Source organism: Xylanibacter rarus (assembly GCF_001275135.1).
In the GTDB taxonomy this organism is placed as follows: domain Bacteria; phylum Bacteroidota; class Bacteroidia; order Bacteroidales; family Bacteroidaceae; genus Prevotella; species Prevotella rara.
This window is the reverse complement of record NZ_LFQU01000001.1, coordinates 125,719-146,874: the sequence shown is the minus strand read 5'-3', so window position 1 is coordinate 146,874 and position 21,156 is coordinate 125,719. Positions and strand designations below refer to the sequence as shown.

At 42.2% G+C, this 21,156-nt stretch carries 19 protein-coding genes; 2 read left to right on the top strand and 17 right to left on the bottom strand.

The window, feature by feature from the left end:
- Nucleotides 1–18 precede the first annotated feature (18 nt).
- The 17 genes from ACU52_RS00670 to ACU52_RS00590 all read right to left on the bottom strand — a co-directional run bounded on the left by ACU52_RS00670 (nt 19) and on the right by ACU52_RS00590 (nt 19,094).
- On the bottom strand, nt 19–2,262 hold the full coding sequence (locus tag ACU52_RS00670) for a hypothetical protein (protein ID WP_147630722.1): 2,244 nt from the start codon (nt 2,260–2,262) through the stop codon (nt 19–21).
- Nucleotides 2,263–2,277: 15 nt separating this feature from the next.
- Complete coding sequence (locus ACU52_RS00665; RefSeq protein WP_053397366.1) at nt 2,278–2,493, bottom strand: hypothetical protein; 216 nt, start codon at nt 2,491–2,493, stop codon at nt 2,278–2,280.
- A 41-nt stretch (nt 2,494–2,534) separates the two neighbouring features.
- On the bottom strand, nt 2,535–4,877 hold the full coding sequence (locus ACU52_RS00660; RefSeq protein WP_053397365.1) for a GumC family protein: 2,343 nt from the start codon (nt 4,875–4,877) through the stop codon (nt 2,535–2,537).
- A 23-nt stretch (nt 4,878–4,900) separates the two neighbouring features.
- The gene (locus tag ACU52_RS00655) at nt 4,901–5,692 is read right to left on the bottom strand and encodes a polysaccharide biosynthesis/export family protein (protein WP_021855293.1); all 792 of its coding nucleotides are present in this window, start codon (nt 5,690–5,692) and stop codon (nt 4,901–4,903) included.
- A gap of 23 nt (nt 5,693–5,715) precedes the next feature.
- Nucleotides 5,716–6,600 carry a hypothetical protein gene (locus ACU52_RS00650; RefSeq protein ID WP_053397364.1) on the bottom strand — a complete coding sequence of 295 codons (885 nt, stop codon included), beginning with the start codon at nt 6,598–6,600 and terminating at the stop codon, nt 5,716–5,718.
- Nucleotides 6,597–7,709: a nucleotidyltransferase domain-containing protein gene (locus ACU52_RS00645; protein WP_053397363.1), complete on the bottom strand. Its 1,113-nt coding sequence runs from the start codon at nt 7,707–7,709 to the stop codon at nt 6,597–6,599. The genes ACU52_RS00650 and ACU52_RS00645 overlap by 4 nt, the downstream gene beginning before the upstream one ends.
- A 13-nt stretch (nt 7,710–7,722) precedes the next feature.
- Nucleotides 7,723–8,004, bottom strand: coding sequence for a PqqD family protein (locus tag ACU52_RS00640; protein WP_021855290.1), 282 nt, complete (start codon nt 8,002–8,004; stop codon nt 7,723–7,725).
- Nucleotides 8,005–8,017: 13 nt separating this feature from the next.
- Nucleotides 8,018–8,611: a sugar transferase gene (locus tag ACU52_RS00635; RefSeq protein WP_125105579.1), complete on the bottom strand. Its 594-nt coding sequence runs from the start codon at nt 8,609–8,611 to the stop codon at nt 8,018–8,020.
- Between the two features lie 50 nt (nt 8,612–8,661).
- Complete coding sequence (locus ACU52_RS00630) at nt 8,662–9,801, bottom strand: glycosyltransferase (protein WP_053397362.1); 1,140 nt, start codon at nt 9,799–9,801, stop codon at nt 8,662–8,664.
- An 88-nt stretch (nt 9,802–9,889) separates the two neighbouring features.
- Nucleotides 9,890–11,182: a glutamine synthetase gene (locus ACU52_RS00625; protein ID WP_239684844.1), complete on the bottom strand. Its 1,293-nt coding sequence runs from the start codon at nt 11,180–11,182 to the stop codon at nt 9,890–9,892.
- Nucleotides 11,183–11,381: 199 nt separating this feature from the next.
- A complete protein-coding gene (locus ACU52_RS00620; protein ID WP_053397361.1) occupies nt 11,382–12,614 on the bottom strand; it encodes a glycosyltransferase in 1,233 nt (410 codons plus the stop codon).
- A complete protein-coding gene (locus ACU52_RS00615; protein ID WP_053397360.1) occupies nt 12,611–13,750 on the bottom strand; it encodes a glycosyltransferase family 4 protein in 1,140 nt (379 codons plus the stop codon). Before ACU52_RS00615 ends, ACU52_RS00620 begins: the two co-directional genes overlap by 4 nt.
- On the bottom strand, nt 13,747–15,036 hold the full coding sequence (locus ACU52_RS00610; protein WP_053397359.1) for a hypothetical protein: 1,290 nt from the start codon (nt 15,034–15,036) through the stop codon (nt 13,747–13,749). Before ACU52_RS00610 ends, ACU52_RS00615 begins: the two co-directional genes overlap by 4 nt.
- 99 nt (nt 15,037–15,135) lie before the next feature.
- Nucleotides 15,136–16,119, bottom strand: a complete 984-nt coding sequence (locus tag ACU52_RS00605; protein WP_053397358.1) for a glycosyltransferase family 2 protein — start codon at nt 16,117–16,119, stop codon at nt 15,136–15,138.
- A 12-nt stretch (nt 16,120–16,131) separates the two neighbouring features.
- Nucleotides 16,132–17,004, bottom strand: coding sequence for an alpha-1,2-fucosyltransferase (locus ACU52_RS00600; RefSeq protein ID WP_053397357.1), 873 nt, complete (start codon nt 17,002–17,004; stop codon nt 16,132–16,134).
- A 5-nt stretch (nt 17,005–17,009) separates the two neighbouring features.
- Nucleotides 17,010–18,044, bottom strand: a complete 1,035-nt coding sequence (locus tag ACU52_RS00595) for an acyltransferase family protein (RefSeq protein ID WP_082335094.1) — start codon at nt 18,042–18,044, stop codon at nt 17,010–17,012.
- Nucleotides 18,045–18,377: 333 nt separating this feature from the next.
- Nucleotides 18,378–19,094, bottom strand: coding sequence for a hypothetical protein (locus tag ACU52_RS00590; protein ID WP_147630721.1), 717 nt, complete (start codon nt 19,092–19,094; stop codon nt 18,378–18,380).
- A gap of 395 nt (nt 19,095–19,489) precedes the next feature.
- On the opposite strand from ACU52_RS00590, the gene ACU52_RS00585 reads away from it, so the two are divergent.
- Both ACU52_RS00585 and ACU52_RS00580 read left to right on the top strand, forming a co-directional pair.
- Nucleotides 19,490–20,725, top strand: a complete 1,236-nt coding sequence (locus tag ACU52_RS00585; protein ID WP_004308432.1) for a site-specific integrase — start codon at nt 19,490–19,492, stop codon at nt 20,723–20,725.
- 12 nt (nt 20,726–20,737) lie between these two features.
- On the top strand, nt 20,738–21,100 hold the full coding sequence (locus tag ACU52_RS00580) for a virulence RhuM family protein (protein WP_004308431.1): 363 nt from the start codon (nt 20,738–20,740) through the stop codon (nt 21,098–21,100).
- The last annotated feature ends 56 nt before the right edge of the window (nt 21,101–21,156 follow it).

The window sequence follows — 21,156 nt, the reverse complement described above, 5'->3', positions numbered from 1 at the left end:
TTCATTGTCAAATAGTGATTACTTATCCCAACCAACGGCATTTCCGCCATTTGAATAAGTGGCATTGTAATTTGTCGTAGTGGCTGATTTTTTACGCAGTTGGAAGTTGAAGTTGTTGTTGATGATGGTCTGAATCAGGTTACCGGTATATTCATCATTAGGATCTGCATAGTTCATAAGAACAATTCCCAATGTAGCATCTTCATTTCTATTCTGAAGTAAGTTTGTCGCATACGGACCAACCACCTGTGTCCATGCATTTACACCTCTCTCCGATTCACCACTGTCATATCCACCATTTACATAACATCCACCAAGGTCGTTCAAGAACCACATGCTATGGTCATTGCTGTTTTTGTAATATTGAATACTCCTATTCCACATATCCTCAATATTACCCGTTTTCTGATCATAAGTCTCCTCACCACCATTATTATTATAACCTACGCTGGTAGCCTCGTGATAGAACCACTGCAGATTAGAATTAACACTATGATTTGATGTACCCCAACGAAGCGTATTAATAGCATAAGCATTAGTCTCTGTAAAGTCTGTACTTACATCATCAAGAGTTCCCCATTGGGCAAACATAGCTGGTATTTTGTCAGTAGTAGACAGGTGATTACCCATAGCGTCTGTATTGTAGTTCACCTTAATAATAATATGTCCGGCAACATCAGCAATAGTGGTATTAGGTGTTATTTCACCTGTATAAATTCTGTATGTACCATTTTCTGCTGTCATTTCAGACAGTTCTTGCCGGATAGCATCCATCCATGCCCGATTACCATCAACAGTTTCCCAATCAAAAATGCCATTCATATGACTATATGAATCACATTCGCCCAACGCTGCCGTCAGAAGGATGAAGGCGTACTCGTTTTTCTTACCTGCTTCTTCTGCTGTTTGCAAGCCTTCTGCAATTTCCTTAACAATATCCTTGAAACGTGTTCCTGTTTTATTTCCTGCAACAGTCATATAAAGCACCTGATCAGCTGCAGTCGCACCACCTAAGTTTCCACCCGTATTTGTACTTGCTGTTTGTATCTGGAAAGCACGGATACCATTTGTAAACTGATCTGCAATAGACAGTCCCTGATAAGGCACACTTGCACCGTTAGCAATAGTCTGATATGACATCTTACTTCCCGGAAGAGAAAGCTCTGTAACAAAGATATCCGGATCAAGAGAAGACATCCAATAGTTTGGACCAGCCTTACTTACAGACGGAAGAACAACCCTATTAATTTTGTGGGCCACAATACCAGAAGCATTTTCCGAACCACCATTCAACGTACGGGTAAGCACTGCAGAATTAAAAGGTGCTACACGTATCTGAAGCTGAGAATGGTCTGCACCGGTTCCACCTGTATCATAATCATCATCAGAAGGAAGCAAATAAGCTCTAACCACAATTTTGTCGCCACGTCCCAGCGTGATAAAATCTTTTGTCTCCTTATCATACAATTCGATAGAAATCTGGTTACGTGTTGAAGCCAAATTCTCAAGACCTGTATAGGTAGGAGCTTTAGACGGGTCTTCTTCAACAGGATTCATGTCACAAATAAACTTACCATTCAACACTTCGTTATTTAGAGAACGAACCTGTACTGAAGACATCTTGATCTTCTCACCATCATTCGCAGGTCCGTTTATTTCAATATCAAGAATGGTAACCCATGGATGGAATATCAAGGCAACATCGCCACCATCCTTTTTATTATGAGCACCATAAGCCCACATAAAAGCATAGTCAGTGTTGGCAACACCTGTATAGGTTGTACCTCCATCGGTATTAGATGTTTTTTTCCAACTTACGGGATCCTGAACAGTAGGTATCTCTCCTACTATTTTACCATCCTCTGTACCAGTAACGGCACTTGCAGGGTAGAATCCATAAAACTTATGTACTTCTTCTGTTCCCCATTGCAAACCAGCTTCGTCGGTATTTACTTTCGTTACTGCAGATGAATGAGAAGCATTGTCTGTTGCCGGTGTAATTTTATAATTAACCAACTTTCCCTGAGCTGCCTGAGGGCAATAAATTGCAACCTGGTCTCCATCTTCCCAATATACAGGATATGCTCCGTCCACAGGATTGTCACCATATATTGTACGAGTGCCAATATTCGTAAGTTCCGAGCCAAACATGATTTCCTCACCAGTTTGTGCAGGAACCACTGGATTATCGACGATATCGTCCTGACAACCGCTAAAAGCAATCATTACGGCTGCACATAAATAATATACAATTTTTTTCATAACTGATTTTTTTAATTAATTACTCCAAGTCCGTTGTGTACTATTATTCAAATCGGTGTCCCAATCTGTATAAGTTCCAGTGTTTCCGACTTCATGCCCAGTAATACTCACTCCGTCGTCTTGATTGTTATCGTCTTCGAATATCGAAGCCGTCATAAACCCGTTTTCCAGGTTTACCTGAGTCTTCCGTGTTGACGGAGACTCATACTTTTCTTTCTGTTCTTTTTTCATTGCAATAAAATTTTTAATAATTAAACTATAGTTTTAAGATCTCATTTTTTCTTTTTCCCATGCTTGCCGTAACCATAACCGTAGCCATAGCCGTATCCGTAACCATAGCCATAACCGCGACGGTCAGGATCTACGCCGTTGAGCACCAAGGCCATGTTCTTGAGCTTCTTGTCCTCATAAAGAGCCTCGATGTCAGGAAGCTGTCTGCGGTCGAGTTTGCCGGCACGCACAACAAAGATTGTCAGGTCGGCTATACGGTTGACGATGCTTGCGTCGGCAATGATACCCATAGGCACGTTGTCGGCAATGATTATGTCATAACGCTTACGCAGCTCTGCCATCATCTGGTCGAGACGCTCGTCCATAAGCAGCTCGGCAGGGTTTGGAGCAATTTCGCCTGAAGGAATAAGGTCGAAAGAGTCTTGATGGCGTATGATGTCGTCCAACGCCACTGTCGGGTCAGCCAGATAATTGGTAACACCATTACGATGGTCGCCAAAATGGCAGCTCAGCGTGGCCTTACGTATATCGAGGTCGACCATCACCACCTTTTTCTTTGCGAAGACAAAACTCATGGCAAGGTTACAAGAGATGAACGTCTTGCCGGCACCTTCGTTAAACGAGGTAAAGGTGATGACCTGAGTCGGGTGGTCTTTCTTCGACATGAACGACATGTTGGTACGCAAAATGCGGAAAGCTTCTGACACGACGCTGTCGTCATCGGGCTTTATCAGCTGATAGCCGTGCTGACTGCGGTCTGTCTCCTTGTCCATCGGTATCTCACCGAGGAAAGGCACGCTAATAACCTTTTCAACATCTTTACGTCCGTGAACGCGTGTGTCCATAAAGAGCACGAGCAGGCAGCCTACGCCGGGAAGAGCTATACCGACGAGCAGTCCAAGCAGGATGATGCGGTTGCGCTGCGGAGCTATAGGCGCGCCGCTACCGTCGGCGCTGTCGATGACGCGCGCATTGTTGTCGGCCATAGCCTGAGAGAGAGCGTTCTCCTCGCGCTTGTTCAGCAAGAACAGATACAGGGCTTCCTTGATTTTCTGCTGACGCTCGATAGAAAGGATCTGACGCTCCTTACGCGGAATAGACGTTACGCGGTTCTGTGCCCTCATCTCGCGGTTTTGGGCATCGTTGCGTTTCACGTTCAGGCTTACAATCATATTGTCAACGGCACGTATGATGTTCTGCTTCATCGCACGCAACGAGTTGTTCAGCTCCTGCACCACCGGGTTGTTCTCGCTGCTGTCGTCTATAAGCCTGTCGCGCTTAAGTTTAGTGTTATTATATAAGCTTATCTGATTTTCGATATTCATGTCTCCGATACCGGTGTTAGCCGGGATGAGGTCGGTTTCCTTAGTAGGATTGGTCAGATAGTCCTTGATAAAGTGAGCAAGACGCAACTGCGTTTCAAGTTCCAGAGCATCGGCATTGTATTTCTGCGACTCGTTCATATACATATTTGCCGAAGACGAGATGTCAACAACCTGGTTGCGCTGCTTGTACGACTCGAGGCTTGACTCAACGTTGCCGAGTTCGTTCTCGATGATGATCAGACGCTCACTGATAAAGTTGGCGGTGTTTACAGCCACCTGGTTTTTGTCCTTGATTGCCTCTTCATTGTAAACCGTGATAAGCATGTTCAGCACATCCTCTGCACGTGTGGCCGAATTGTCCTTCAGCGAGAGGGTGAGTATAGACGATTCTTCATCTTCCTGCTGAATGCCGAACACTGACCTGTAATAGTTTACGACAGAGTTGAGCGGACGCTTGTGCACATGGATTGGCTGGTCTATCCACGAAGCATTATAATAGTTGGTGCGGGTTGCCACTACGCGAACGCCCTTTGCCAGCGTCACAGTGTCGTTCATGTGAAGGGTGTAGCTCGGCTTGGCGTCAAATCCGGATATATCAGACAGCACGACGGTGTTTCTGTCCTTTGGCGTCATCACAAGGCTGATGCTATGCTCCGGCATGACATCAAGGAAGCGCACAAGCATAGGCGACTGCGTGTAGAGCTCGTTGGTACGGAGTCCATCGTCAATCTGATAGCTGACATCTGCATGCACACGCTTTACCACCTCCTGCATCAGCCGCTTGGAGCGGAACTGAAGAATCTCATTGGCCACGTTGGTCTTGTTGATGATATTATCAAAGCGGTCCAATCCTGACGTTGCTGTCTTGTTTGAAGGGTCTTTGATAATAATTGTAGCCGAACGGAAATATACAAAAGGCGCACGGGCATACTTATACCATGCGATCCCGACGCATACAACAATGGAAACCAAGAACCATTTCCACTTTGAGGCTAAGTAAACGAACAGGTCAACCAAATTGACGCTCTGCTCGTTCTTGGGAGAATTATTAGTTTGCATAAAACTTTATTAGATGATGTTTTTTACTTAATAGCCCATAAGATTGAACAAACTGCCGTAATTGCAGAAAGTATGGTTGTACCGATCTGCCAGCCGCGGTCTTCAGTGTCCTTCTTGCGGTACTTAGGCTCTACATATACGATATCATTCTGCTGAAGATAAAAACAGGGTGACTCAAAGATGTCCTTGCTTGTAAGGTCGTGCATGAACATCTGCCTGTCGCCGTTGACTTCTCTGATGACAGCCACGCGATTGGTCTGCGCCTTGGCGGTAAGGTCGCCGGCATTAGCTATGGCCTCAATAAGCGTAACACGGTCGCCGTTGGCTGTGAATGTGCCGTTGTGTCCTACGGCACCCAATACCGTGTACTTGAAATTGAGAAACTCTATTGACACGATAGGATCACTGATGTAATTTCCGGCAATAATTTTGTCTCTTATCAGCTGCTTGGCTGCATTGACCGTCATGCCGGATACATGTATCTTGCCAAGGATGGGGAAATCAATGTTGCCGTCGACATCCACACGATAGCCCATCTGCTTGGCTCCACCTGAAGCTGCGGCAGAAACATTTCCGTCTGTTCCCACCTGAACAGCTCCGCCGTTGATGTTGAAAGGAATTGCCAACTCAGGATTTTTACTGCTGACTGTTATACTAAGCCTGTCATCATCATGGATAACGGCTTCATACTTTGTCTCAATGGGATATTTTGTACCCATCTGCATGTCTTGCAGGTAAACGAAACTTTTTCGTGACGCGCAAGACGTAAGAATCAATACGGCAAGCAAACTTGCCCATAAAAAGTTTTTGCTCATTTTTTTATTTGATTTATCTGTTTTTATTGTTTTCTTGTAAGTTCTCTATTACACATTAGTGCTGCATCTTTGTCAGGAAGACAGTCAAGAGTACCAACCGTTACGCTTCCGGCCAATACGGTCAACGTGTCATACAGGCTGTTGCGTAGGTGCTCGTCTCTGGCAATAAAAGAGCAGCCGGGATAAAGTGCTACAAAGGCATCGGCTCCTTCCTGCAGCTGAAACGAATTTTCAGGTGCCTGATTCAAGCGCACCATGCCGCCCACGGGGAAAGAAACATTTTTATAGCATGCCGTCTTGCCGCTCCACGGAGAGCCGTAGGCATATGCCTTACCGTTCAGAATCCTTATAGTAGGATTGTCGTCGTTCAACAGTTCCGTGCCAGGAATGTTCTCAATCCAAAGAGCTGAATGTGTGCTCTTGCCTGTTCCGCTTTTTCCCAAGAACAAATATGCCTGTCCGTTACAGAAGACAGCCGAGGCATGTATCGAAACGGCATCGTGGCGCAATATAGCCTGAGCGTATGCCACACGGATAAGAGACGAGAGAGCATTTCCGGCATTAACGTCATCCCACTGTATGTGTGCCTCTACTGATGAAAAATCAGACTTGGCAAACATTCTGTGCAAATGACCGTTATTGATGATTTCTATATAATAGCCGTCTGACAAGGCGTATAGAACAAGGTGCCCCATGTCATTGTCTGTCTCGTCTATCAGCTCCTTTGTCTCTGAACAAGGCAGCTGGCTCAAAGGCACGGCAAAGAACCGGAACAAAGGCTCTTCAGCACCAATACTTGTCTCATAAAAAGGAAAGAATGACGGGAGGAGCTCTTCAATATCACACGCCCCTGGCAAGGAGACGGAAAAAGGAAAGCCTGCCACCCGGAAATAATAAGTAGCTGTCATTTAAATTGTCCCTTCAACAGTTGAACGAAATACCAAAAAGTTTCCTTTGGTGCATAGTATGAAGCAAAATGCATATTACGCATGAATGAACGTATTGTATTTAATTTGCGCCTGTAAGCAACAGATTCATAAACAAGCATACTGTCATACTGTCCAAAATTACCTCCACGCCATACGATTTCAGCAAGAGGAGCTGCCGACGGCGCTGTGTCTTCATAAGGAAGACAGTCTTTAGGAAGGCCAAGATAATCTATCAGGAAAGTATGCAACAACGGACACCATCTGTGGAGTCCTATTTTCTTGCATACAGCCTTCATCTCTTCTGAATCTATTTCTCCATGCAGCTTATAGCATGATCGAGCCATGTCGCACATCTGCCTGAGTCCGATACCGCGGCTGACAGAATGCTTCAAGATATGCAGGCTTTGCAACAATATATCCAAAAATGGAGACGGCGTTGTTACTATGACCGACGGATATGTTGACAATGCAGTATGCCGGTATCCTTTTTGACCTTCTAACTTGCGAACAAAACCTTGCAGAAAAGGATTATATAAATCAAACAAGCGGCTATGATGCTCTATGTCAACACCTTGCCATCTGTATGATATGCCCTCATCTGCCTGTTTCACAAACGTTATATTGTTTTTTCGCAAGAAGTCCAAGGCATCGTCCCATGCCTTCTTATTATTGAAATACAGGTCGATATCACCACATACCCTCAACAGCGGACTCTCGTAATAATTGGCCACGCCTTGTCCTTTTTGCAATATAGGATTAAGGCCTTTCTCATGAAATATGTTATAAAGCTGGCCAAGTACGCCATTCATTTTCCTATTTCGGCGCTCAACGGCATCAGTCTCTGCCATCCATCTCACAAGAAGAGACTGCGGCGGAATTTGACTATCAGGCAAATGCGAAACTCCATGAAATGCAAGTCCCGTTACAGTGTGCTGCATGGCAAGGCGAAACACATCGTTCCAATCTTCTTCTGTAAGATTTAACCTTGTATTGTGTTCCTCCCGGTCGCCCCACAGCCCCAGTCTAACAAGCAAGAGCAGCACGTTTCGCAGCTTTTCTTGTCGGGCGCCGTCCTGTTTTATCTCCATTCAAATATAAAATTCAAAGCAACAAGCCAAAAGACTTCCACTCGGCCATCTGCCGTTCTATGTCATTAATTGCCACTTCTTTGTCTATCTCAAAATTCTCGCATAAATAATCAGCCAACATATCCGGAGTGGTGCCGCCTTTCTCCACTTGCTGCCACAAAAGCGCAGCCGTATGGTTCAAGCTGTAGACATCGCTCATGTTTGCATTTTCTTCATTAGCCTCAACAATCATATACTGATTGCCAACTTTCCTAAGTTTAACCCCTGCTTTAGGGTTCAATACCATTTTATTCATTACATTAATATATTTAGAATTTCTTTCCAGATATTATCGATGACACTGTAAGTATGATTATCTTTAAATCCAGCCATAATGAACGTTCACGCAGATACTTAAGATCCATTCTGAGACGCTCAAGCATCTTTTCCATCGTATCTGTATATCCGTTGTATAATGTAGCCGGAGAGAAAAGTCCCGGCCTTAGCTGATAGAGTAGTTCGTAGTCAGGGTTGATAGCCCTTATCTGGTCGACAAAGTATTTACGCTCCGGACGCGGCCCCACAAAGCTCATGTCTCCTTTTAGGACATTCCACAACTGGGGGAGTTCGTCTAAATGATGTACACGCAAGAAGTTGCCGACCTTCGTAAGTCTCATGTCGTTTTTCTGGCATAAGGCAGGCTTTCCGTCTGCCTCAGACATGACGTTCATTGAGCGAAACTTATACAACGTGAACGGCAAGCCTCCATATCCGACACGCTCCTGTTTAAAAATAGCCGGACCACCATCTTCACGTTTTATAAAGAAATATATTATCAAAAAAGCAGGCGATGTAACTATCAAGCCTCCAAGACTGCATATTACATCAAAAATACGTTTTAACATACATGCCCCAAGTGACATTTTCTTGTGCTGACAATTATTTTTATCATTCATGGTTATTAGTTTTTCAGTTATTGTTTAGTTTCTTTCATTAATCCGTCGTAAAGTTCTTTGCATTTAGCTATCATTTTCTCTTTAGTAAATAGCTTTTGGTATCTGTTTAAGGCTCCTTCTGAGTATCTGTCGTAAGCGGCACCATTCTCGGCTATGGCCTCAATAGCCTTTGCCAAGGCATAAGCATCACCGGGAACGACATTGATGCCAGACTCTTCGTGTGCATTTACCCAAGACACTCCCGAATGAGGAATTTTTGTAGCAACAACAGGCTTTCCGCATGACATCGCCTCAATCTGAACAATGCCGAAAGCTTCTGTCTTCTGCACGCTGCTCAAGCAAAACACGTCGCAGGCTCCATAATATGAAGGCAGTTCCTCGTCGCTTACGTGTCCTAGCAGCTTGACTTTTCCACGCAAATGCATTGAGTTTATCTCTTCCTGCAACTTCTCGCGTAAAGCACCCGTACCGCCGATAAGTATCATGTAATTGTCTTTAAGATATTTTGTTGCCGCAATAAGGAATTCGTAACCCTTATAGGTTACCAGACGTCCTAAAGAAAAAATAATCTTCTTTCCTTTATATCTGTCTTTTATCTTCCTTACACCGGCAGCATCCGGACACATAGGGTCGACGCCTATGGGCAGACACACTGTCTTGTGCTGCACTTTCCGTAAGAACGGAGATTCAGACAAATATACCGGTGACGTGCCGACAATCTTATCAGCCCTTCTTATCAGCCATTTTTGTAACGGAGAATATAATCTCAGCAATATCCTTTGTTTCTGAATATCGCTGTGCCAATGCAGTACGACCTTACCTTTATATCCAGACAACAGCAAAGCCAGGCAGGCCATCGGGTCAGGATGGTGCACATGTATAATATCATATTGGTCTTGTACTTTCTTTAACGCAAAAATCATTGCAGGAGAAATCATCGTGGCAGCTATCTTCGCCAACGTATGGCAACAGATGACTTTTGCATGCTCATTCACAGAAATAGTTCTACTTTCACCATTTGTGGCGGCACACATCATATCACAATACACATTCTGCTCCGACAATCCAGACATCAGGTCGTATGCGACTTTTTCCACACCACCACATATCGGGTAAAACTTACCCAACTGTAATACTCTAAAATTATTGTTAATCATATAAGTTTCTCTTTCGACATTTGCCGAAAAGCAGAATCAGCGTCTGCTTAATTTAAGTTCAGTTAATTTGATTGGTAACAAACATACGTCAAAGTAAATCACGATGACGACTAATCACTTCCGGATAATTACGCCGGATATAGCCTCCAAGACTATTATATGTCAAGCCCAGCCGTTTGGAAATAGATTTCAGACTTTCCGGCGTTGTTTCATACAGTTTCATCGCGACGAAATATTTTTCCTCACTCCTTCGGGATATTTTCTTTCCTGATGCAGAACACGTCATACCCTGTCTGGCTGCCAGCTCCGGCTCATGCTTATTCAAATATTCTCTGAAGACATCCGGCCGGAAGCCAAATTCAACGGCAACCTTAGCTATCGGACGAGGATTTTGCCTGAGGCTCTCTATTGCGCCTTCATATTTCACAGCCACGGTCTTTAAACGTCTTTTCGCCTTACGCAAATCGATATTTTCATCTACATCGCCTGCAACGCCCAAACGTTCAAGAACCAAGTTCTTATGCCATTTATGCAAATAAGACCGGAAGCCTTCTGACGAAACGCCGACATGCTTCGCAATGTCTTTCATGGTCATCGTTGTGTTTTTATATAAGTCTAAAGCCTCTGCATATTTCTTTTCCGTTGCAGGAGCAGGCTTATACATTCTTCCGTTGCCTGTCAGTTTGCCAAAAGTCTTGGTTGCCTCTGCCACTTTACGCCGCTGCCGTTTCTGCTTGAGGATGTCGCTATGATAAAATCTCATATGCTGACTGAAGCCGCTGAGCGAAACCTTGCACGCCTCGGCAATCTCCGACATTGTCATGTCTGTCTCTTTATACATTCTCACAGCCTCTGCATATTGCTTGATGCACTTCTTACGGGCGCCATGAGCCGTATTGTCATTTATTCCAAGCTGCTTGCGCACTTTCTCGCGCCACACTAATGTGTCATGATAATGTATACGCATAAAATTGGCCATAGCTGTTGCATCCAGACCATACTTGCGTGCAATTTGAGAAATGTTCAGGTCAATAAATGTCAATGAATCACATGCAGCTACAGCATCCTTATACTTCATGTGGGCATTAATGTTCTGCTTTCCCGTCTCTATTATTTTCACATTCTGCAAACTGCTGTTATTCACAGATATTCCGTGGTGTCTAAAGACCAGTTCACGCCAGTAACGCCGCAGATAACTGCCTAATCCACCTACAGAAACATTACAGATTTCTGCAATTTCTTTCAAAGGTTTGTCCGTTTCGGCATATAGCTTCACCGCCTCCTCATATTTCTTATGTAAAGCCAGCCGGCGTTGGACAACTGACTTTTCTCTCTTTGTCAATGACACCAGGTCTTCTTGACAGTTTTTCAGTGTATTCATAGTAAATTATTTTTCACCGGTCACTCAAGAAAAGAGTTCAGTCGTTTCATCAGTTTACGCAAAATAAACTTCTGTCCGTTTTATCCAAGGTGCAGCAAGACATGCAAGACATACACCAAAAGGAAATAAAACGGAGAAAATAAATATCTGAATAAGCTGTAAAAACGGTATACTTAAACCCTTTAAACCGATCTGGTTTTTAAGTATTCATCAATTCCTCGTATAAACAAAAATAATCGGCATAGCGTTCTTCCTTCTTGAAATTCTGAAGGGCATATTGCCTGCATGATTTTTGATAAAAGTCTTTTCCACGCTGACAGATGGCACGCACAGCCTCAAGCAGTCCTTTCACATTCCCCTGTTCTACTATAAGTCCCGTAGAGTCTGTTACAGCCTCAACGCTGCCTCCTGTACGATAAGTCACCACGGGCGTGCCACATGATATAGCCTCTAAGTTCACCGTTGGATAATTATCCTGCCACGTGGGATTGACAAAGGCATCGGCAACCGAATACAACTGAGCAAGCTGATGAATATTTTCGGTCCTGCTTATTCCGATTATGTTCCGTGGAAGTTTCTTCTTTTCCTCTTCTTTCATTCCTACGAGCACAATAACCTCATCATCATTCAGCAGTTTGCTCAATTGCATAAAATCATCCAGCCCCTTCTCTCTGCTCCATATACTTGCCACACCTAAGAATATGCGTTTTCCTTTCAGTCCATATTTCTCAATAACCACTTTGTCGGGACAGACATTAAAGATATCAGTATTTATGCCGTTATGAATCACACGGAAACGATATTCACTCAGAAACGACTTTGACATCTCCGTCCTTATCCAGTCGGAAACAGGCACTATGACAAACTTGTCCCTGGGCATTGATGTGAAAGCTGCCTTTTTATCCTCAAAGTTTCGCTTACTTCTGTCAAATACAAGACTTGCAGGAAAATCCTTCCGTTGTGGACAATTTCCGCATCCTGTCTGCCATTTGTCGCATCCGGCATAAGAGTAATAATAACAATGCCCTGTGTAAAGCCAACAGTCGTGAACGGTCCACACAACAGGCTTGCCGCACTGCGACAGGTAATCGAACAAGACACGATAATTCAGGAAATAGCCATGAATGTTGTGTATATGTATTATGTCCGGATTTATCCGGTCTATCTGTCTGACAAACTCATGAGTTGCGTGCGTTGAAGCCAGGCCATGCCTGTCAAACAAACGCGTCTGAACACCATGCCATAGAGTGCTGTATATACCGCCAACAGGAATAATCTCCGATTTGCAGGGTTTTATTCCGTCGCGTCCCTTTCCGTAAGCGATATAACTCTCCCACCCGTTCTGCAGGGCCAGTTCGCCTATTTCCTGCATTATGCGTCCCGTTGAGGTAGAGACACGTAACACAGGATTTATCTGAAGTAGCTTTTTCATCTCTCAGTCAAAGAAGTAAACATGCTTATCCATTTATTCATTACCGTTTCTTCTGAATAAGTGGAAACAACATTTAGAGCGTTTTTCGATAGTCTCTTTCTATAATCCTGGTCAACCATAACCTTCATCATGGCATCTGCCAGTGCCTGAATGTCTCCGTTTCTGACCAGCAAACCGTTTTCACCATCCTTGATGATGTCCTTTGGGCCGCACTTATAATCAAATGAGACTACAGGAAGCCCACAGGCCATAGCCTCTATCATCACCATCGGAAAGCCCTCATAGTTGGAGCTCATCACAAGCATCGAGCTCCGCACATATTCATCGCCAATCTGTTTTGTCGGACGGTTTATCCGAATTGTGTCCTGCAGGTTTCTTTCGTCTATCATCTGCTGCAGCATCTCCTGCCATTCTCCCTGACCGAAGATGTCGAGATGCCAGTCAGCAAAATAAGAGTTGCGCTGAACTATCTCCCACGCACGTATCAGTCTGTCAAAACCTTTCTGATAGTCTAGTCGGCCTACGGCAGTTATCCGTTTCGCTGTTACATCCGAATAGCGGTCGCTCACATGCATTGCCGCGTTAGGTATCACCTCTATGTTCGGTAGACAGCCCCAATAACCGCGGTCTTCGTTCGTCAGTACAACAAACTTGTCAAACCTTCTTACAATACGTTCATCCTGCCGTGTGCGCCATTTGTCTATCCATCCCAACAGTCCCTTTCGTCCGTATTGCAGACGGAAGAACTTGCAGTAATGCAGCTCAAGCACCTTCTTGCTGCCGTCCTTTATATCGGGAATAAACGACGATTCCGACGGATATAGCGACACCACGATGTCTGCCTTCTCCCTTTTCAGCAGCTCCGCCAGCTTACGTTTATGTTCCTTTCTTTTGCGCAGATATCCTACTATCTTTCTCCATGCTCCCCTGTCGTTGTCATCCGAATAATTTATGTCCAGATCCGTCATCCTAACATTATCAGGAAACGGATAGAACGGCGGCCGCTGATGCTGGTCTGTAGTTACAATGGAAACATCCCATCCGCAAATCTGCGAGAGATACGTTACCTTGTTCAGCAGCACACGCTCCATTCCGCCGGGGTTGTATGTTGAATGGGTGCAATATATGATTTTCATTGTTCTACTAATTCTTGACATTCTTCTTTTTTTAGTGCAGATAAACACAAGAAAGGAGCAAATACAACAAATATGTCAGTTGAAACTTTAAACCACACAATGAAATTTATCAGCAAGAATATTATAAACATATCTCTATATTCCTTTATTCTATCAGCACAGACCTGACATGTTTTCACAAAGAAAAGTGAAAATGTTGTTAAGCCGATAAGACCAAAATAGAATAAGAAACGTGAATATCCGACGTCCGTACCTTTGTAAAAGCCTGTCCATGTTTTACCGATATAATACGGATCAATAGTCGTTGAAGCTATATATCCATCACCTATTATCCAAGTCCACATATTATCAGGCAAAATAAACTGAGCAGCCAATTGAGTATTTGAATGAACTTCCCAATGTCCTGTTTCTGCTAGACTGAAGAAACCCTCAAAGCCAAATTGAAAATATTTCCGCCATTGCGGACTTACATTATACAAGCCGGCAGCAACGACAAGGCCTGCACATAATCCACATACAATCCAGCGAACTAACTTATTTCGGGCTGTATCTGTAATATTCTTCTTGAAGCAAAGCGCATAAAAAATATACAAAAGCGACAACACGGCACCAACTACTGTTGTTCGTCCAATAATACTTCCTATCCCAACCAATATACAGAATGCTGTAAGGAGTAATGTAAGATATAATCCGCTTTTTTCCTTTTGCGCTGCCTTAGGCAACAGAAAAGCAATCATTATCAATAATGCAGAGAATCGTGTTCCGGCAACATCGAGGGCACACCCCAAACCATAAAGGCGGTCTTCATTTTTACCCATAAAGCCTTCACCTTCAAGTATGCTGTCTACAAAAGCTTTAACAGCTGGTATCGTATCTACGGCAATAGCCAATAAGCACTGCAACACCCCGACAGAAATCAGATATACACAGACTCGTTCTATTGTTACTGACCCATGCGTGAATCTGATTGCACTAACTACAAAATAAGCTGCAGACAACCATACCCACATTGACACGACATAACCAAGATAAGAGTCATCCGGAGTATTGTTTAACACCATTGACATCAGACTGACTAAAGACACCAAAGCAGCCCATAACGACACTGAAAAAATGCCTTTGTCTATCTGGGCGCTTCCGGTTCGTGCCAACTTCACTAACAACAGTATTCCTCCTAAAGCAGCCACAATCATTTTAGTATTAATTGCAGGCAGAAAAGTAGTATAAAAAGGGAAGAAGAAAAAACTGGTTAAAACAAGAGTCAGCAACACTTGTATTATTTTCATAACTTTCTGTTTATCTCATTAACAAATGGAATAAATCTACTATTGAACCAAATTGAACAACAATAAATTTAATTCCACAAACAATTAGTTTTATTAATATCAATTTTTATACATCAAACTATAAAGAAAACGCAGAACTATCCAATCGTGCAGCTTGACTAACCAAAATTGGCCATGAGCAGCACAAGACTCAATAAAACGTATTCTCCACGCAACATCCTTACGCTTCCAAATATGACTATTTGCCTCAGGACACCATTCTTTCCACAGAGGATACAACTTGCTGTCATGTCCTGTCAGGAAAGGCCACTTCATCAACAGCATAAATGAGTATCCTTCCTCACGCCATGTACCATTATAACGTTTTTCCAAAAACGAAAGCACGCGGTCTGAATTATGCTTAAGTTCGACAAGATGCTTTGGTTTGGGAACATTTGTCATTGAAGAACTGTTCGAAACATAATGATAGAGAGCCTTTCCTACATATGCCACCTTTTCTGCATAAGAGAAAAGAAACATCATCGTCATGTCTTCACCCATGGCATATCCTGCAGGGAACTCTATATTATGTTCAATATACAAGCTGCGCTTGGCAAGTTTGTTCCATACATTATATTTCATTCTGCCATGAAGCATACCTTTCAAAGCTGCCTCCGGAGTATCATAGGAAGGCTGTTTCAGATAGCGTTCATTATTTGGATAAGATATATAATAGTCACTCCAAACTATGTCAGCATTCTCATTGCATGCAGTCTCATATAAAGTTGAAAACAAGTCCTTTTCCACAAAGTCATCACTATCGCAATGGAAAATATATTCTCCCGTTGCTACAGCCAGACCTGTATTGCGAGCTGCCGGCAAGCCTTTATTCTCAGCATGAGTCAGTATCCTCACATTGTCACGGCGTTTAGGATAATCAGCAATAACTTTTTGCAATATCTGTATACTGTTATCAGGTGAAGCATCGTCGACAAAGATATATTCTACATTATCCATTGTCTGCTCCATAAGTGACCGCACACAACGCTCGATAAACTTCCCGACATTATAGACAGGTATTATCACAGAAACACTATACTCCATTCTAATTTAATTTTATACAGACAGCCAGTCTTTACATAAGATTCTTTCAGATGTAAATTCAGAACAGCTGTCAGGATTAAACCACACCTTAGGTCCTATAACTATTTTTCCATTATGCTCATTCAGAAACGCGCTCCACCAACTGTATGTGCTGTTTGATATAACATTATGTTTACATACGCTCATCAGCTGCATATCAAAATGACTTCCCCAACCGCTAGCAGGATTTCCTTCTACCAATGTGTAAGGAAAATCCTTAAAATGTTCTTTCACCCATTCAGGATTATCCGTAAAAACATATAACTTAGGGTTATTCACCTTTTCTGAAATCAGTCGGATTGCCTTCTGATAATATTCTATCGGGCATGTGTTCTGATACCAAATACGCTGTGCGTAATCCTTTCCTTTACGGACGTGTATGGCAACAGACTCACACGATTGCATTTCTTTTTCTAAGCTTGTATTTCTCTCATCAGCAAAAGGCTGAAATGCAAAACAACGTTTCACATCATCTTCCACAGCCTCAACCATATTGGCATTTTGAAATACACCTATTATATATTGTAACTTTTTATTCTCATCAGGCAAATTCGCATCAAATGCAGTAGGCATATTAACGACACTTGAAAGAATCGGTAAATATTTCCTACGAACTTTTGAGAACAAATCAGACCCGCCTCCTGACTTTAATACATCAAAAAATGATGCCTGCTCGATTTTAGCTTTTGGAAAAATATCATTCCATGAAACCTTTTCATGAGCCAATTTCGCTGAATTATAAAAATCAACTTTTACATTGTAACCTATATGCTTCAGAAAAAGGTAATAGCTATACTGAAACATCCGATTTGCTAGGCCACATGCCATATTAACAATAACCTTCATCCTTATTATTTTTTTAGTTGCAATATATAGCTATCCATTTTTCCAAACAACAGGTGATATATTTTATTTATCACTACAGATGAAATAAAACTAAATCCAAAAGTTACAATATAAATTAAAATTGGATATTTAAACCCATAAATAAAGTCATGAAAATAATAATAGCAAAAGAATGTATGAACCAGCCAAATATTTGTAGAATGTTTTCCCATCAACATGAAAAAGTTTTCTATATTACGGCTCTTCTTCATCATATAAAAGCAACATGCAAAAACTATCATAAAGAGAACACTCGCAGCATGATTAGATATAAGAACCCTTAAAAAGAATGCACACGCTAATATAAAAAGCATCAATACATTAGTCCATTGGCCTTTTAATTTAATTGTATTCTTTATTTTGTAAAACAAATCATATTTTGCGAACAAAGCTCCCCACATAAAACTGCATAACATTCTCAAGTATTCAAAGAAATTATATAATGCAAAATATTCTACTAACTGTGGTTTGTATAATGATATAATCAAATATGAAATAACATAAACTATACAAGAAAACAAAAAGCTTGTAAGAAAATTCCAACGACTTATACAATGAAACAGAATGTTCGAAGTAAGCAATAATAGTATGTATGGGAAAATAAACCACCATTCCCAATTATAACTAGTCTTCCATGCAGTAACATTTTCAATAAAAATTATCCAATCACCAGGATAAAATTTAGGAACAAGAAAGCATCCTAAAGGAATAAAAACGAGAAAGCAAGTCCAAAAAATAAAATATAGTTTCAAAATCCTTTTGATAGGGAAAATGCTTCCATTCTTATGGAATAGTAAATACAAACCATATCCACTCAAAAATAAATATAGCGGAACGCATATCTCAACAAATTTAGCCAGCTGACTAACTAATGGTTCTCCTAAAAAGTTTATACTAATGATACACTTTTCAACATTCTCCTGTCGATTAAACAAATGGAGCAATACCATTATTATAATAGCACTTCCTTTTAATTGTAATGATTCAGATTTTGTCAACATAAAGTTTAAATTAATTCATTACGAATAAGAATTGAGAACTTTTATCTTTTTAACAAAATCATAATATACAATATAACAAAGTTGTCAAAGTGAAAATTATATCTTATTATTGATAAACAGATAAAAAGTTCCATGTCCAAACCCTTCTTTATTATAGCAGTTACATTTGGGTAAACATATATCCGTAAATCTTAAAACACAATAATACACTCATTGCATATTTGTCAATACAAATCATAGAAATCAATGCTAGATTACAGAATATTGCGATATTGGAATTCTAAATTTTACCAACAACAATCAACAACCTTTTATCCGTAATATAAACTTTTATTATTTCTTTATTTTCAGACTACCATTTTTTTGTAAATAGTCTATCAGATTATGCTTGTTAGCTTTATAAATGAAAGCATAAAGTATACGTTGAAACAAAGGACAGACATTTTCAGAAGATTGATTCATGATTTTTGAATAACTCAATTTTCGAAATTTGCCTATCGGCAGAAAAGCACCTTTATCGTTTTTATGAAGATTTAAAGCTTGATCTATGAGAGTAGCTCGCATCATACTAAGATGTTTCCAAAAGAATCCTATAAACATTGTTTTCTTACATGGCGCATTAAATGCCTCAAATACAGAATAAGTTTTTGTATATGGAGGATTATATTCTGGCATTATAAATTTTTCGAACCGAACAGACTTATTCATCTTAAACATAACTGTATCCCCACAACCATTGAAAGAATGAAAAGCTTTAAAACCATTTAGTGTATGTCCCATCGAAATCCCAGTTTCTTCTGTCTCTAACACATTGACACCAGACAATGCCAAACATGCTTTATCATGTGAGAATAGATATTTAGCATAACAAATATATGCAGGATAAAACATTCTTACAAGACAAGATGGCAAAAGCGGCAACACTCTTCCAGCCTTTAAGGAAAGTAACCTATAAACAGATATATATATTGAAAATAAATTCCCTACAAAGACTTTAAAAGTTCTTTTCTGTGGTCTACATTCCCTAAGAAAGTCACACCAAGATTTCAACTGCTCAGTGAAATATACTTGGTCTGCATCTATTTTAACAGCATATTCAGATGTTATCTTTTAGACTGCAAAGTTACTACAAAAAAGTGAAATGCGGAAGAATATGGTAATGGATTTGATTTACAGGGGTTTCATTTACGCTGCCAATTATTCCGAGAGCCATTACAATCCACGCCGAAGCCAAATCAAGACGGAGCTACGTTACTTGTTCGTAACCACGCTCAATAGGTGACGAAATGGACACGAATAACGAAACAAGGCTTTAAGGATTAGTGAGTTACTGACAACTCACGCAAAAAATCCGGTAACGAAAAAAGATTGCGCCGTTCTTCCGCAATTTGCGTATCAGAGGAGGGCTCTTCACCAACTAATTTTGAACAAAAAAATTAAGGACGATGAAGAGTACATTTTCAGTTATTTACTACCTCAAACGTCAGGTAGTGAAAAAAGACGGGACGGTTCCCGTCATGGGACGCATCACGGTGGACGGCAGCCAGACGCAATTCAGTTGCAAACTGACCATCGATCCCAAATTGTGGGACACCAAAGGGGGACGTGTCACGGGCAGAAGCACGGCGGCACTCGAAACGAACCGCATGCTTGACAAGATGCGGGTGCGCATCAACAAGCACTATCAGGAAATCATGGAGCGTGACAACTTCGTCACGGCAGAGAAGGTGAAGAACGCCTTTCTCGGACTGGAACACCGCTATCACACGCTGATGCAGGTGTTCCAGCAACACAACGAGGACTATGCCAAGCAGGTGGAAGCAGGCATGAAAGCCAAAGGCACACTCTTGAAGTACAAGACCGTTTACAAGCACCTGCAAGAGTTTCTCAACATCCGTTACCACGTGAAGGACATCGCGTTGAAAGAGCTTACCCCCGCTTTCATTTCCGACTTCGAGATGTTTCTGCGCACGGACAAACACTGCTGCACCAATACCGTGTGGCTGTATGTATGCCCGCTTCGGACGATGGTGTTCATCGCCATCAACAACGAATGGCTCACACGCGACCCGTTCAGGGAGTATGAAATCAAGAAGGAGGAAACGACACGCAGTTTCCTGACCAAAGACGAAATTCGCCTGCTGATGGAAGGTAAACTGAAGAACGCCAAACAGGAACTATACCGCGACCTCTACCTGTTCTGCGCCTTCACGGGCTTGTCATTCGCCGATATGCGCAATTTGACGGAAGAGAACATCCGCACCTACTTCGATGAACACGAGTGGATAAACATCAACCGCCAGAAGACGGGCGTGGTGTCTAACATCCGCCTGCTTGACATTGCGAAACAAATCATCGACAAATACCGCGGGCTGTGCGAAAACGGCAGGATTTTCCCTGTTCCCCACTACAACACGTGCCTCGCCGGAATCCGTGCCGTCGCCAAGCGTTGCGGCATCACCAAGCATATCACGTGGCATCAGAGCCGCCATACGGCAGCCACGACGGTGTTCCTCTCCAACGGTGTACCCATCGAAACAGTCAGTTCCATGCTGGGACACAAGAGTATAAAGACAACGCAGATATACGCGAAGATAACCAAAGAGAAACTCAACCAAGACATGGAGAACCTTGCCGCGAGATTGAACCAAATCGAGGAATTTGCAGGATGTACCATCTAAAACAGAGACGCCATGAAACGTGACATAATCATTATAGAGGACAAGACGGTCAGCGTAACCGGTAACGAGGTATGGATGACCGCCGGGGAAATCGCCGAAGAGTTCCATGCCACCGTCCCGGCAGTGAACGCCGCCATCAAAGCCGTCCGCAAGTCGGACGTGCTGAACGACTACGAGGTATGCCGCTACATACAGCTTGAAAACGGCCTGTACGCGGATGTTTACTCGCTTGAAATCATCATTCCAGTAGCCTTCCGGCTGAATACCTACTATACACACGTGTTCCGCATGTGGCTGGTGGAAAAGGCACTCTCAAAGGAAAAGAGGCAGGCATACGTGATGTTCATACAGAACGGGAAAACCGGATATTGCTGAACACGCATACAGATAACGAAAAAGGAAACGGACAACGCCATCGGGTGCCGTCCGTT

Coding starts and splice junctions, on each gene's coding strand:
- ACU52_RS00605 (WP_053397358.1), bottom strand. CDS start 16,119: ATGGAGTATAGTGTTTCTGTGATAATACCTGTCTATAATGTCGGGAAG.
- ACU52_RS00645 (WP_053397363.1), bottom strand. CDS start 7,709: ATGGAGATAAAACAGGACGGCGCCCGACAAGAAAAGCTGCGAAACGTG.
- ACU52_RS00615 (WP_053397360.1), bottom strand. CDS start 13,750: ATGAAAATCATATATTGCACCCATTCAACATACAACCCCGGCGGAATG.
- ACU52_RS00670 (WP_147630722.1), bottom strand. CDS start 2,262: ATGAAAAAAATTGTATATTATTTATGTGCAGCCGTAATGATTGCTTTT.
- ACU52_RS00640 (WP_021855290.1), bottom strand. CDS start 8,004: ATGAATAAAATGGTATTGAACCCTAAAGCAGGGGTTAAACTTAGGAAA.
- ACU52_RS00580 (WP_004308431.1), top strand. CDS start 20,738: ATGAAACGTGACATAATCATTATAGAGGACAAGACGGTCAGCGTAACC.
- ACU52_RS00635 (WP_125105579.1), bottom strand. CDS start 8,611: ATGTCACTTGGGGCATGTATGTTAAAACGTATTTTTGATGTAATATGC.
- ACU52_RS00650 (WP_053397364.1), bottom strand. CDS start 6,600: ATGACAGCTACTTATTATTTCCGGGTGGCAGGCTTTCCTTTTTCCGTC.
- ACU52_RS00660 (WP_053397365.1), bottom strand. CDS start 4,877: ATGCAAACTAATAATTCTCCCAAGAACGAGCAGAGCGTCAATTTGGTT.
- ACU52_RS00600 (WP_053397357.1), bottom strand. CDS start 17,004: ATGAAGGTTATTGTTAATATGGCATGTGGCCTAGCAAATCGGATGTTT.
- ACU52_RS00655 (WP_021855293.1), bottom strand. CDS start 5,692: ATGAGCAAAAACTTTTTATGGGCAAGTTTGCTTGCCGTATTGATTCTT.
- ACU52_RS00665 (WP_053397366.1), bottom strand. CDS start 2,493: ATGAAAAAAGAACAGAAAGAAAAGTATGAGTCTCCGTCAACACGGAAG.
- ACU52_RS00595 (WP_082335094.1), bottom strand. CDS start 18,044: ATGTTGACAAAATCTGAATCATTACAATTAAAAGGAAGTGCTATTATA.
- ACU52_RS00610 (WP_053397359.1), bottom strand. CDS start 15,036: ATGAAAATAATACAAGTGTTGCTGACTCTTGTTTTAACCAGTTTTTTC.
- ACU52_RS00620 (WP_053397361.1), bottom strand. CDS start 12,614: ATGAAAAAGCTACTTCAGATAAATCCTGTGTTACGTGTCTCTACCTCA.
- ACU52_RS00625 (WP_239684844.1), bottom strand. CDS start 11,182: ATGAATACACTGAAAAACTGTCAAGAAGACCTGGTGTCATTGACAAAG.
- ACU52_RS00630 (WP_053397362.1), bottom strand. CDS start 9,801: ATGATTAACAATAATTTTAGAGTATTACAGTTGGGTAAGTTTTACCCG.
- ACU52_RS00585 (WP_004308432.1), top strand. CDS start 19,490: ATGAAGAGTACATTTTCAGTTATTTACTACCTCAAACGTCAGGTAGTG.